Origin of the sequence: Wenjunlia tyrosinilytica (genome assembly GCF_014646055.1) — a bacterium.
GTDB lineage: Bacteria > Actinomycetota > Actinomycetes > Streptomycetales > Streptomycetaceae > Wenjunlia > Wenjunlia tyrosinilytica.
In genome coordinates, this window is the sequence record NZ_BMMS01000025.1 from 85,395 (window position 1) to 98,367 (window position 12,973).

Consider the following 12,973-nt stretch of genomic DNA (forward strand, 5'->3'; position numbering starts at 1 on the left):
CCGATCCTTATGGCGCGGTTAAGGAAGGCATCGGGACCGGTTAAGGCCCAGGCCGGTGGCTACCATCGCGAGCGTGCCGCGATCACGTGAACTCATCGAGGCCGCCATCGACCCGGGCTCCTGGCGGAGCTGGGACGAACCGGTCGGCGAACTGCCCGAGGACCCCGACTACCGCGCCGAGATCCTGCGCGCCCGCGAGGCCACCGGGCTGGACGAGTCGGTGGTCACCGGGGAGGGAACGATCAGGGGACGCCGAGTGGCCGTCATCGCCTGCGAGTTCGCGTTCCTCGCCGGGTCGATCGGTGTCGCCGCGGGGGAGCGCCTGGTGCGCGCGGTGGAGCGGGCCACGAGCGAGCGGCTGCCGCTGCTGGCCTCGCCCGCCTCCGGAGGCACCCGGATGCAGGAGGGCGCGATCGCCTTCCTGCAGATGGTCAAGGTGGCCGCCGCCATCACCGACCACAAGGCCGAGGGCCTGCCGTACCTGGTCTACCTGCGCCACCCGACGACGGGCGGGGTGCTGGCGTCGTGGGGATCGCTCGGGCATGTGACCGCCGCCGAACCGGGCGCGCTCATCGGCTTCCTGGGGCCCCGGGTGCACCAGGCGCTGTACGGGGAGGAGTTCCCGCCGGGCGTCCAGCTCGCGGAGAACCTGCTCGAGCACGGGCTCGTGGACGCCGTCCTGCCCCAGGACCAGTTGCACGCGGTCGCCGCCGACGCCCTCGATGTGCTGTGCGGGGAGTTGAACGGGAAGCCGCTGCCGGTGCCTTCCGACGGCGAGTCGGCGCCGACGGCCGTTTCGGCGCGACCGCGACCGCGGCCCGGTGCTGATGCGGACACGGATGAGGGCGGTGCTGGTGCCGATGGCGGCGCGGGCGCGGACGCGGGCGCCGAGCCACCGACCGCCGAGGAGTCCATCCGGCGGTCCCGGCGCGAGGACCGCCCCCGGCTGCGCGCGCTTCTCAAGGCGGCGGCCGGCGGTGTCATCCCGCTCAGCGGTACGGGCGCGGGGGAGCACGACCCCGCGCTCATGCTGGCCCTCGCCCGTTTCGGTACCGTGCCCTGCGTCGTGCTCGGCCACGACAGCGGGCAACTGGGCCCGGCGGGACTGCGGGTGGCCCGCCGGGGAATGCGGATCGCGGCCGAGCTGAACCTCCCCCTGGTCTCCGTCATCGACACCGGTGGCGCCGCGCTGTCCAAGGAGGCCGAGGAGGGCGGGCTCGCGGGTGAGATCGCCCGCTGCCTCGCGGACCTGGTCACCCTGACCGCGCCGACCGTGTGCCTGCTCCTCGGACAGGGCGCGGGCGGTGGGGCGCTGGCCCTCGTACCGGCCGACCGCGTGATCGCCGCCCGCCATGCCTGGCTCTCCCCGCTGCCGCCCGAGGGCGCCTCGGCCATCCTCTACCGGACGACCGGGCGCGCGGCCGAGGTCGCCCAGCGCCAAGGGGTGCGCTCGGCGGACCTGCTGGCCCACCGCATCGTGGACCGCATCGTCGAGGAGCGGCCCGACGCCGCCGACCGGCCGGACGAATTCCTCGCCCGGCTCGGCCGTGTGCTCGAGACCGAACTCGCGTCGCTGCGCGAGCAGGACCCGCGCGAGCGCCTGGCCGCCCGGCGGCGTCGCTACCGCGAGCTCAGGTAGCGCCGTTCCCTTCGGCGGACGGGGCTACAGGTAGAGCCCGTCGGCGGCGGACGCCTGCGACGGCAGAAGCGGTGAGCCGCCCCGGCGCAGCGCGTACAGCTCCGCGAGGGTGCTTCCCTCCGCGCCCACGCCCTCGCCGTGGCCGAGCCAGGACACCGCCTCGGCGCGGGTGAGCGGGCTGACCTCGATCCGCGACAGGCAGCGGCCGGGGCGGACGACGGCCGGATGCAGGCGCTCCAACTCCTCGTTGGTGGTGATGCCGACCAGGACATTGCGGCCCTGGCCGAGCAGCCCGTCGGTCAGGTTGAGCAGGCGGGAGAGTGCCTGGCCGGTGGCGTGCTTGGCCTCGCCCCGGATCAACTCGTCGCAGTCCTCCAGCAGAAGGAGCCGCCAGCGCTGCTCGCCATGGCTGTCCTCCTCGCCGATGGCGATGTCCATGAGGTAGCCGGGGTCGTTGAACAGGCGCTCGGGGTCGAGGACGCAGTCCACCTGGCACCAGTCCTTCCAGGACCGGGCGAGGGTGCGCAGCGCCGAGGTCTTGCCCGTGCCGGGCGGGCCGTGCAGCAGGATCAGCCGCCCGGTGATGTCGTCCGGGGTCACCTTCATCAGCTTGTCCATGCTGTCGGCCACCTTGGCCGAGTAGTTGCCGCGGATCTCCGGCCAGGTGGCGGCGGCGATCGTCCGTGTCGTGCGGTAGGGGCCACGGCGGGCGGAGAGGTACCAAAAGCCCATGGTGACGCTCTCCGGCTCGGGCTCCGGCTCGTCGGCGGCCCCTTCGAGCGCCTGCTCGAGGACCTCCTTGGCGAGCTCGTCGGTGACGGCGGTGACGGTCACCTCCCCGCCGACCCGCCACCGCGAGGCCTCCAGAGTCCAGCCCGGACCCTCGGCGAGGACCGCCGAGCGGTCCTTGTCACGGGCCGAACGCAGCACGGTGGCGTCCGGCGGCAGGAGCGTCGCCTCCTTCTTCACCTTCTCCAGCGAGGCGGAGTGCGAGAACGGCTGGTCGCCCGACGCGAAGCGGCCGAGCAGCAGGGCGTCCACGACGTCGTACGGCGAATCGCCGTCGTCGAGGTAGACGCGCAGCGGAACGGATTCCTCGGGCGCGGACACATGGAGCCCTCGCGGCTCAGGCTGCACAGCGGACATGCGCCCCATGATCGGGCACAACCGCCTCAGCCCGCATTCCTTTTCCCCGCATGGACGATTGACGCCGGCTCCGGGCCCTTCCCGCAAACGCTCCTCTCCACGGCCGCGCTCCTGTCCCCGGACGCGCTCCGCTCACGCGGCAGCGCACGGACCGCGGGCAGCAGGTACAGCGCCGCGCTGACCGCGGCCACGGCGACCACCGCGGCGCGCACCGACCACAGTTGGGTCACCAGGAGCACCTGAGCCACCGACACATTGACCAGGATTCCCGCGGCGGTGGCCAGGACCACCCGGCTGAGCGGGTCGAAGCGGCGCAGCGCCGCGGCGGCCGCTGCCCCCGGCGCGGTGAGGAGGAAGAACAGGATCAGCGGTGGCCTCAAGGGCTCGGCGAGGTCCAGGAGCACGAGCAGTGCCCCCGCCCCCGCGGTCCCCGCGGCCGCTCCGGTGAGTGCTACAGCCGGTTCCGTTCCCGCGCGAAAGGTGAGTCTGATGAAGGTCTGCATGGCGACATGGCCCCCCGATTCGCCTCAAGCCAGACTTCAATGTGACGCAGGGGCCAGGAGCCGTCAACAACGTGGTGCCGCCGCGCGCCGGTGATGGCCGGTGCGCGGCGGCTGTGTGGCGTGAAGCCGAGGGTGCGCGGAGCCGGCCCGGCGGCGGGGGCGGACGTGGTCGACGCCTGGTCGACGCCTGGCGTAGGTGCATGTCATATGCGAGACATGGTGTCGCAATAAAAATTCCCAACAAAATCAGGCAAGTTGGGTCGGTTACGCGCGTAAATCTTGGCATGAACACTTCCGCCAACGCCTGGTCGCTGCTACCAACAGAGGTGGTACACGACCAAGTTGGAGGAACCCATGAGGTTGTCCCGTTTCGTGTCCGCCGCTGCCGCGCTCGTCACGGGCGCGGTTCTTACTGCGACAGGTGCCAACCCGGCCGGTGCGGCCGGCGCCAACTACGTCGCCCTGGGCGACTCCTACTCCGCGGGAGTCGGTGCGGGCAGCTACACCGGTGAGAGCGGGGACTGCCTGCGCAGCACCAAGGCGTACCCGCAGCTCTGGGCCAACTCCCACGGCCCGTCATCGTTCGCGTTCACCGCCTGCTCCGGGGCGAGGACGAGCGATGTGCTCAACAACCAGCTCGGCCCGCTCAATTCGGCGACGACGCTGGTCAGCGTCAGCATCGGCGGTAACGACGCAGGATTCACGGACGTCATGACGACGTGTGTGATCAGCTCCGAGAGCACGTGTCTGTCCCGTATCAACGAGGCGCGGAACTTCGTCAACACCCAGCTCCCGGCCAAGCTCGACCAGACCTACGCGGCGATCAGGTCCAAGGCTCCTTCGGCCCGCGTGGTCGTCCTGGGCTACCCGCGCCTCTACAAGCTCAACGGCTCCTGCATCGTGGGGCTGAGCGAGACCAAGAGGACGGCCATCAACAACGCGGCCGACCTGCTGGACTCCGTCGTCAGCCAGCGCGCCTCCGCCGCCGGGTTCAGCTTCGGCGACGTACGCGGCACCTTCACCGGCCACGAGATCTGCTCGAACTCCGAGTGGCTGCACAGCGTGGAATGGTTCAACATCACCGAGTCCTACCACCCCATGGCCTCGGGCCAGTCCGGCGGCTACCTGCCGGTCTTCTCCGCGGCCGCGGGCTGACCGACCCGCAGCACGGCGAACGCCCCCGGGAGCACTCGCACCTCCTGGGGCGTTCGCGTGTCCGGGCGCCGGCACGCCCGGCGCCCTTGTGGACCGCCGGGAGCCGTCCTCACGACTCGTCGGCCGCCGCCTCGGACCCGCCGGGGGTGCCGGCCGCCCCCGCGGTGGTACCGGGTCCCTCGGTACTGGCGGTCTCCGTGCCGCTGGCCGAACCTGAACCGCTGTCGGTCCCCGAGCCCTCGGTGCTGCCGGCCGTGGTGGTCGAATCCGTGCAGTCGACCGAGTACGGGACATGGTTGGACTGCACCGCCTTGGGGCTTTGCACATCGACCGCGATCCAGTCGTGGTGCAGTTCCCCGGGCAGGTAGGAGGTCTCCGTGTGCTCCACGGTCTTCTCCTTGGGGTCGGACGCGGCGAATTCCAGGGTCTTCCAGCCGGGGTCGGAACTGCCGCCGTTGCTCGTGCGCCAGCGGTACTTCACCGTCGCCGGAGTCCGGCTCACCGTGAACGTCGCCCGGAAGTGCGGGGCCTGATCCGCCGGGGGCGGGCAGTACCCCGAGTACGAGTCGCGCACGGCGCTCACGTACACCGTGACGTCGACGGGCGTCGTGGGCGGCGAGCTGTGACCGCCGTGCGTACCCGTGGTGGTCGTCCCGTTGTGGGTTTCCTGCTGCTGGGTGCCGCCGGTGCCGGTCTGTGTCCCCTTGCCGGATCCCTCGGTGCCCGCGCCGGCCGAGGCCGTGCCGTTCCCACCGCCCTTACTGGTCTTCGGCGCGGGGCTCTTGGTCACGGAGCCGGACGCCGAGGTGTCATTGCCCGAGCCGCCGTTGTGCAGGGTCGCCCAGCCGATGCCGCCACCCGCCAGCGCCAGGACGACGACGGCGGCGATCACCGCTGCCCGCGCCCCGGTCCGTCCCCGCCGCCCGCCGGAACCACCCGGACCACCGGGCCCGTCGGCCCCACCGGCACCGAAGCCACCGCCGGATCCGCCCCCCGGTCCGTCCGTGTCCGTACGGGGGCCGGTCACGGTGGGCAGGTGACCCGGCGTCTGGAACGCCGCCACCACGGGAGCCGGGTTGTGGGTCGACGCCTGCGTGGAGCCCGCAGTGGGCGTGTGCGCGGCCGCCGCGGCCGACAGGTGCGTGGACGCCTGCGTCGACTGCGGCAGATCGCCCTTGACCGTCTGCGCGTAGCCGACCGCCCCCACCGGAGAGCCGGCCGCACTCGGGGTCCCGCCCGCGGCCACCTCCTCCAGCATGGCCTGGACCCGCTCGGCGCTGGTGCGCGCCTGCGGCTCCTTGCGCAGCAGCCCTTCGAGGACGGGAGCCAGCGGCCCGGCCCGCTCCGGCTCGGGCAGCTCCTCGTCCACCACGGCCTGAAGTGTGTTCAACGCGGTCGTGCGCCGGAAGGGCGAGCGCCCCTCCACGGCGGAGAACAAGGTGACGCCGAGCGACCACAGATCCGATTCGGGACCCGGCTTGCGCCCGAGCGCGCGCTCCGGCGCCAGGAATTCCGGCGAACCCACCAACTCGCCCGTACGGGTGATGGCGGAGGAGCCCTCGATCACCGCGATCCCGAAGTCGGTGAGCACCACCCGGCCGTCGTTGGCGATCAGCACATTGGCGGGTTTCACATCGCGGTGCAGCACCCCGGCCGCGTGCCCGGCCCTCAGCGCCGCCAGCACCTTCCCGCACACCTCGGCGGCCCGCCGCGGAGCCATCGGGCCCTCGGCCTCGATCACATCCGCGAGGGAGAGCCCGCGCACCAGCTCCATGACGATCCACGGGCGGCCGTCCTCGTTGGCCACGTCGTAGACCGTGATGACGTTGGGATGGTCGACCCGCGCCGCCGCCCGGCCCTCCTGCTCCAGCCTGGCGTACAGCTTCTCCACCTCGTCGGTCGCGAGGCCGGCGGGTGCCTTGACCTCCTTGACCGCCACTTCCCGGCCCAGGATCTCGTCGGTGGCGCGCCACACGACACCCATGCCGCCGCGCCCCAGCTCGTCGACCAGCCGATAGCGGCCGGAGACCAGGTCGCCCCGGTCGGGGTCGGTTCTTCTGTTCGGATTGCTGTTCATCGGCGAGTCCCCCTTCGCCCCGGTGGACCACCCCCCGCGGCCGCGCTTGCGATCGCGCTTCCCTGGAGGCGTGACCTGCTGCGAGTATGGACCCGGTTCAGCGGAACGTCCCCTGCCGTCCTGTGCTGTTACAGAACAGGGGCGAACCGTCAACAACAGTTGCGTGACGGGGAATACGCCGCATGCGGCTGCACTTCGAGGCGCGTCAGTGGATAGGCTTACCCTGCCCGCGTGGGCGCCTCGTACGGGTGGGGAGTTAGATGAAGCAGATAGAAACGCGCACCAGGCCGCGCATTCCGGCGGTGACTTGTGGTGGCAGCGTCTCGGGCGCACGCCTCGACCGCCATCTCGCGGTCCTCGGCGGGCCCGCCCTGTCGGCGGGGGAGACCGAGGACGCGGCCGGGCTGATGCTCGACCTGACCTCCCGCAACCCCGAGCGGGCAGCGCCCCGCCGTACCGCGGGTGTCTCGCTCTTCGCTCCGCTCCGCCGCCTGCGCAGGTCCCTGTTCGGCGGACGCCGCTGACCTGGAGCCCCGTATGTTCACATGACGACGGGGGCGTCCCGCCCTCCTTGCCCACGTGACTCCACTGCCCGGTGCCGGGCGGAGGACGGATGGGCAGGCGGGGTCAAGGCCGCCCCCACCGACCCCTGTGCCGCCCCTCCGCCGGCGTCCCCACCCGTCCCGGCAGTGGGTCTTCGTTGCCCGTGCACCGTTTCGGAGGGCGATGTGAACCGCACAGCTCCACGGACCGTTCCGCTCCTGCCGTTCCATGTGACCGAGCACTTCCCCGAGGTCGCCGACCTCGCCAGGCCGACCACCCTGCTCTACCCGCGCGCCGGTGCGCCGAGCGTGCACGACAGCTCCATGGGCGGTCCGCTGCTGTGGCCCGCCGACGAGCCCTGGCTGTTCTGCGAGGCGGCGGACCACTACAGGCCGCTGCGCCAGCCCGTGGAGACCGTGGGCCCGTTCGGCGTCGCGCTGACCCCCGTACTCCAGCTCTACGCCCGCGATGTGCCCGACCTGCCGATGCCCGCGGGCACCGATCTCCTCCAGGTCCTGTGGTGCCCCCTCCTCCACCCTCCCCAGCACGCCCCGCTTCCCGTGCTGCGCTGGCAGCGCACCGGGGACATCGTCATGGGTCCCCTGCTGGAGGAGCCGCCCATGCCGTGGGAGTACGACGAGGAGTGCGTCCCCCGTCCGTGCTTCGTCCACCCCACCCGGGCGACCGAGTACCCCGGCCGGGACCTTCCCCTGGATCTGCGGGACTCGGTGGAACAGCGCAGCAAGCAGCTGGAGGACGTTGTCGGCCTGTCCTACTGGGACGCCGCGGTCGCCACGCAGACCAAGGTGGGCGGCTATCCGGGGTGGACCCAGGAGCCCGACTGGCCGGTGTGCTGCTGCGGGCGGCAGATGGAGCACCTGCTGACGATCCACAGCCGGGAGCCGTCGTTCGGCAACCCCTGGCTGCCGGAGGAGGACCGGCTCGGAGAGGGGCCGATGTGGCGGCGTCCGGTCTCGCCGGAGGTGGAGTCGAGCATCGGTCCCGGGACGGGGATGAGCCTGGGGGACATGGGCGGGGTGTACGTGTTCGTGTGCCCGCAGTGCCCCAGCAGCTACGAGCACCGGTACGACTGCTCGTGAACTCGTGAACTCGTGAACTCCTGAAGCCGTGAACCCGTGAAGCCCCGACCTCGCGAGCGCGCGGGACTTGCGAACCCGTGAACCGTCGGCCGAGGGCCTGTGCGCTTGTGAAGCCCCGAGCCCGCTCCGCCGGCACATCGCTCAGCGGGCGACGCCCGACTCCCGCAGTGCCTCGATCTCGCCGGCCTCGAGCCCGAGACCGCGCAGCACGGCCGCCGTGTGCTCCCCGAGCGCGGGCACGGCGCCCATGACCGGCTCGCTGCCGGGCAGGGAGATCGGCGGCAGGAGCGCGCGCAGCGGGCCGTTCTCGGAGCCGACCTCCCGCCAGCGCTCCCGTGCGCTCAGCTGGGGATGGGCCGCGAGTTCGGTGACGTCATTGACACGGGCGTTGGCGATCCCCGCGGCGTCGAGGCGGGCGACGGCCTCCTCGGCCGTGAGCGGGGCAAGGCCCTCGGCGACGAGGGCGTCGACCTTGTCGCGGTTGCGGGTGCGGGCGACATTCGTGGCGAACGACGGGGCATCGGCCGCGTCGGGACGGCCGAGGACCTGCTCGGCCAGGCGCCGCCACTCACGGTCGTTCTGCACCGACAGCAGCACCTGTCCGCCGTCGGCCGTGCCGTACGCGTTGTAGGGGGCGATCACGGCGTGCGCGACCCCGGTGCGCTCCGGCGCGGTGCCCGTCCCCATGCCGAGGTGGAGCGGGTGCCCCATCCACTCGGCCAGCGAGTCGAACATGGACACCTCGACCGGGCCGCCGAGCCCGGTGCTCGCACGGCGCAGCAGGGCCGCCAGGACCCCGGAGAAGGCGTACATCGCCGCGGAGATGTCGGCGGCGGGGATGCCCGCCTTAACCGGCTGCTCGGGGGTGCCCGTCACCGAGACCAGGCCCGCCTCGCACTGCACCAGCATGTCGTAGGCGCGCTTGTCGCGGTAGGGGCCCTGGGGGCCGTAGCCGCTGATGTCCACGGCGATCAGGCGCGGGTGGCGGGCGCACAGGCAGGACGCGTCTAGGCGGAGGCGTGCGGCGGCGCCCGGCACCAGATTCTGGACGAAGACATCGGCGGACTCGACCAGCCGCTCGAGGACCGCCCGGCCGCGTTCGTCCTTGATGTCGAGCGCCACCGACTCCTTGCCGCGGTTGGCCCAGACGAAGTGCGAGGCGAGCCCGGCCACGGAGGTGTCGTAGCGGCGGGCGAAGTCGCCGCCGTCGGTCCGCTCCACCTTGATCACGCGGGCGCCGAGGTCGGCGAGCTGGCGCGTGGCGAAGGGGGCCGAGATCGCCTGCTCGACGGCGACGACGGTGATGCCCTCCAGGGGAAGCGGCAGGCCGGGGCTCACAGTGCGGCGATCTCCTCGGGGGTCAGTCCGGCCTCGGCCAGGACCTCGGCGGTGTGCTCACCGGGGGCGGGGGCGGCCCTGGGCGGCGGGGCCGGGGTCCCGGCGAAGCGGGGGGCGGGCATGGGCTGGACGATACCCGTGGGCCCCGGCCGGTAGGTGCCGCGGGCGGTGTTGTGCGGGTGGGCGGCGGCCTCGTTCAGCGACAGCACGGGCGTCACACAGGCCTGGCTGCCCTCGAAGACGCCGGCCCACTCGTCGCGCGGGCGCGCCGCGAACACCTTCTCCAGCCGCCGGTGCATCACCGGCCACCGCTGCCGGTCGTTCTGCTCGGCGAAGTCCGGGTCGCCCTCCAGCTCCAGCACCCGCAGCAGGTCGGCCCAGAACCTGGCCTCGATGCAGCCGACGGCGACATGGCGGCCGTCGGAGCAGCGGTAGACGCGGTAGTAGGGGGCGGCGCCGTCGAGGAAGTTGGTGCCGCGCTCGTCGGTCCACATCCCGTTGGACAGGAAGCCGAACGCCATGGAGAGCAGCAGTGCCGTCCCGTCGACCATGGCGGCGTCCACCACCTGGCCCTCGCCGCCGGTGCGCGCCCGCAGGATCGCGGAGACGACGCCGAGGGCGAGCAGCATGCCGCCGCCGCCGAAGTCGGCGACGAGGTTGAGCGGGAAGACCGGATCGCCTCCGGCGGGCCCGAACGTGCCCAGCGCGCCCGACAGCGCCAGGTAGTTGATGTCGTGGCCGGGCGTCTGGGCCAGTGGGCCGTCCTGGCCCCAGCCCGTCATCCGGGCATAGACGAGGCGGGGAGCGGCGGCGCGCAGCTCGTCGGGTCCCAGCCCCAGGCGCTCGGCCACACCGGGCCGGAACCCCTCGAGCACCGCGTCGCAGCTCTCCGCGATCCGCCGGGCCGCCGCCGCGCCCGCGGGGGTCTTCAGATCGATGGCGACGGAGCGGCGGCCGCGGTGCAGGACCGGGTGCGCCAGCGGATTGCGGTCGCCGGGCCGGTCGACGCGGATGACATCGGCGCCGAAATCGGACAGCACCATGCCGCAGAACGGCGCCGGGCCGATGCCGCCGAGCTCCAGCACGCGTACGCCGTCGAGGGGGCCGGCCATCACAGTCCCGGTCCCGGGGCTTGGCCGACGATGGGCTTGTGCACTTCGCTCGTGCCTTTCGTGGACGGTGGACGCCTCGCACGGACGCCTCGCACGGGTGGATGCCTCGCACGGGTGGACGCGGTACGGCGAGTGGACGCGGTGCGCGGGCGGACGCGGTGCGGCGAGTGGGCGGCCCGAAGTTACCCGTGAGTCATGTGCTTGTACAGATCCTTGTAGGGTTCACCCATCAGGATCCGGCCTCCAGGGTGACGGAGAAGGAGAAGCGGTCCCCCCGGTAGTGGATCCGGGCCACGTCCACCACGCGGTCGCGGTGGTCGTAGGTGACACCCGTGTAGTGCAGGATCGGGCTCAGCAGCGGAACGCCCAGCAGGCTCGCCGTCTCCGGATCGGCCAGACGTGCCTGCACGGTGTCGGTTATCCGGCTGATCCGCACACCGAGCCGGTCACGCAGGACCTTGGTCATCGGCCAGCGTTCCAGGTCGCCGGTCTCCACGCGCTCGCCCAATTCGGGCACGACGTGGTTCAGCGCCCAGCTCGACGGCTCGCCTCCGTCCCGGCGCAGCCGCCGGAACGATTCCGCCCGCTCCAGCCCCGGGAAGTGCTCGGCGATCTCGGCCGGTACCGCCACGGTCCCCCGTTCGAGGACCGTGACCTCCTCGCTGGACTGCTGGGCGACGATGGCGTCGATCGAGCCGAGCAGGCGTATCGGTGCGGTGGGACGGGCCGACGGCTCGATGAAGGTGCCGCGTCTGCGGCGCCGGGTGATCAGCCCCTCCTCCTCGAGGGGCTTGAGGGCCTGGCGCATGGTGAGCACGCTGACGCCGTAGTGCCGTGCGAGCTCGTCCTCGGTCGGCAGCCGCAGCGGGTCGTCAGGCCGCCGCCCGAGGATGGAGGCGCGCAGGCTCTGCGACACCTGGTACCACAGGGGAAGCCTGCGGTTCAGGGTCAGCGAATCCGGCTGGTACGTCTGTCCGGTCATCGTGCTCCGTGCTCAACTCATGCCGGTCACTGGCGGAAGTGGGTCTCCAGACCCTGCCACACCTCGTCGTAACCGCCCTGGCGGTGGCCGGCGTCCATCGCGTGCCGGGTGGTGACGACGGGCCATCGGGTCTCGAACATGAAGGCGAGGCCGTCGTCGACCTTCTGCGGCCCGAGCTCGGCGGCGCTGGCCCGGTCGAACGTCTCCCGGTCGGGGCCGTGCGCGCTCATCATGTTGTGCAGGCTGGCCCCGCCCGGCACGAACCCCTCCGCCTTGGCGTCGTAGGCCCCCTTGATCAGGCCCATGAACTCGCTCATCACATTGCGGTGGAAGTACGGGGGCCGGAAGGTGTCCTCGCCGACGAGCCAGCGCGGAGCGAAGACCACGAAGTCCACATTGGCCAGCCCGGGAGTGTCGGTGGGCGAGGTCAGCACGGTGAAGATCGACGGGTCCGGGTGGTCGAAGCTGATCGACCCCATGACGTTGAACCTGGTGAGGTCGTAGACGTAGGGGACGTGGTTGCCGTGCCAGGCCACCACGTCGAGCGGGGAGTGGTCATGGGCGGCCGCCCACAGGTTGCCGCCGAACTTGTTGACCACCTCCACCTGCCGCTCGCGCACCTCACGGTCTTCGTACGCGGCGACGGGGGCGAGGAAGTCCCGTGGGTTCGCCAGGCCGTTGGCGCCGATCGGCCCCAGCTCCGGGAGCTGGAAGGGCTGCCCGTAGTTCTCGCACACATACCCGCGGGCGGGCCCGTCGAGCAGCTCGACGAGGAAGCGCAGCCCACGCGGGATCAGGGCGATGTGGCCGGGCTCCACCCGCAGCGGCCCCAGCTCCGTGCGCAGCAGCAGCCCTCCCAGCTCCGGGACGACGAGGAGTTCACCGTCGGAGTCGCAGAAGAACCGGTCCTTCATCGAGCGGTCGGCGCGGTACAGATGGACGCCCATACCGCTGCGCTCGAGCACATTGCCGTTGCCGCCGACGGTGTAGAGGCCGTCCACGAAGTCCGTCGGCTCCTCGGGCAGCGGCAGGGCGCTCCAGCGCAGGCGGTTGGGGTCGGGCTCGACCTCGGTGAACGGGGCGCTTCGCAGCAGCCCGTTGCCGATCCGGTGGAACGGCGGGTGGTCGGCCGAGGGGCGCGCCCGGTACAGCCAGGTGCGCCGGTTGGCGTGCCTCGGCTCGGTGAACGCCGACCCGCTGAGCTGCTCGGCGTACAGCCCGAGCGGGGCCCGCTGCGGTGAGTTGCGCCCGACCGGCAGGGCACCGGGGACGGCCTCGCTCACGTGCTCATTGCCGAAGCCGGGGGAGTAGGACAGGCCCGCGGCCGTCTTGAGGGCCTGCTCGGACTCTTCTCCGGCTGTGCTGTGGCTGCTCATTT

The 12,973-nt window shown here is 72.1% G+C and carries 11 protein-coding genes; 4 read left to right on the forward strand and 7 right to left on the reverse strand.

Annotation, left to right across the window (positions count from 1 at the left end):
* Window positions 1–73 precede the first annotated feature (73 nt).
* Window positions 74–1,639, forward strand: a complete 1,566-nt coding sequence (locus IEY86_RS25955) for a carboxyl transferase domain-containing protein (RefSeq protein WP_189134268.1) — start codon at window positions 74–76, stop codon at window positions 1,637–1,639.
* Between the two features lie 24 nt (window positions 1,640–1,663).
* On the opposite strand, the gene IEY86_RS25960 is transcribed toward IEY86_RS25955, so the two are convergent.
* On the reverse strand, window positions 1,664–2,785 hold the full coding sequence (locus tag IEY86_RS25960; protein WP_189134269.1) for a DUF5925 domain-containing protein: 1,122 nt from the start codon (window positions 2,783–2,785) through the stop codon (window positions 1,664–1,666).
* Window positions 2,786–2,811: 26 nt separating this feature from the next.
* On the reverse strand, window positions 2,812–3,288 hold the full coding sequence (locus IEY86_RS25965) for a hypothetical protein (RefSeq protein ID WP_189134270.1): 477 nt from the start codon (window positions 3,286–3,288) through the stop codon (window positions 2,812–2,814).
* 354 nt (window positions 3,289–3,642) lie between these two features.
* Between IEY86_RS25965 and IEY86_RS25970 the strand changes: the two genes are divergently transcribed.
* Complete coding sequence (locus IEY86_RS25970) at window positions 3,643–4,443, forward strand: SGNH/GDSL hydrolase family protein (protein WP_189134271.1); 801 nt, start codon at window positions 3,643–3,645, stop codon at window positions 4,441–4,443.
* Between the two features lie 109 nt (window positions 4,444–4,552).
* Here the strand turns inward: IEY86_RS25970 and IEY86_RS25975 are convergent, their stop codons facing one another.
* Window positions 4,553–6,520, reverse strand: a complete 1,968-nt coding sequence (locus tag IEY86_RS25975) for a serine/threonine-protein kinase (RefSeq protein WP_189134272.1) — start codon at window positions 6,518–6,520, stop codon at window positions 4,553–4,555.
* A 260-nt stretch (window positions 6,521–6,780) separates the two neighbouring features.
* On the opposite strand from IEY86_RS25975, the gene IEY86_RS25980 reads away from it, so the two are divergent.
* Window positions 6,781–7,044: a hypothetical protein gene (locus tag IEY86_RS25980; RefSeq protein WP_189134273.1), complete on the forward strand. Its 264-nt coding sequence runs from the start codon at window positions 6,781–6,783 to the stop codon at window positions 7,042–7,044.
* 204 nt (window positions 7,045–7,248) lie between these two features.
* Window positions 7,249–8,163 carry a hypothetical protein gene (locus IEY86_RS25985; RefSeq protein ID WP_229698760.1) on the forward strand — a complete coding sequence of 305 codons (915 nt, stop codon included), beginning with the start codon at window positions 7,249–7,251 and terminating at the stop codon, window positions 8,161–8,163.
* 141 nt (window positions 8,164–8,304) lie between these two features.
* Here the strand turns inward: IEY86_RS25985 and IEY86_RS25990 are convergent, their stop codons facing one another.
* The 4 genes from IEY86_RS25990 to hmgA form a co-directional block, all read right to left on the reverse strand.
* Window positions 8,305–9,501 (reverse strand): CaiB/BaiF CoA transferase family protein, encoded by a 1,197-nt coding sequence (locus IEY86_RS25990; protein ID WP_189134274.1) that lies wholly within the window; start codon window positions 9,499–9,501, stop codon window positions 8,305–8,307.
* The gene (locus IEY86_RS25995; RefSeq protein ID WP_189134275.1) at window positions 9,498–10,613 is read right to left on the reverse strand and encodes a CaiB/BaiF CoA transferase family protein; all 1,116 of its coding nucleotides are present in this window, start codon (window positions 10,611–10,613) and stop codon (window positions 9,498–9,500) included. Before IEY86_RS25995 ends, IEY86_RS25990 begins: the two co-directional genes overlap by 4 nt.
* Before the next feature lie 229 nt (window positions 10,614–10,842).
* The gene (locus tag IEY86_RS26000; RefSeq protein WP_189134276.1) at window positions 10,843–11,595 is read right to left on the reverse strand and encodes a GntR family transcriptional regulator; all 753 of its coding nucleotides are present in this window, start codon (window positions 11,593–11,595) and stop codon (window positions 10,843–10,845) included.
* A gap of 26 nt (window positions 11,596–11,621) precedes the next feature.
* Window positions 11,622–12,971 carry a homogentisate 1,2-dioxygenase gene (gene hmgA / locus IEY86_RS26005; RefSeq protein WP_189134277.1) on the reverse strand — a complete coding sequence of 450 codons (1,350 nt, stop codon included), beginning with the start codon at window positions 12,969–12,971 and terminating at the stop codon, window positions 11,622–11,624.
* Window positions 12,972–12,973 lie beyond the last annotated feature (2 nt).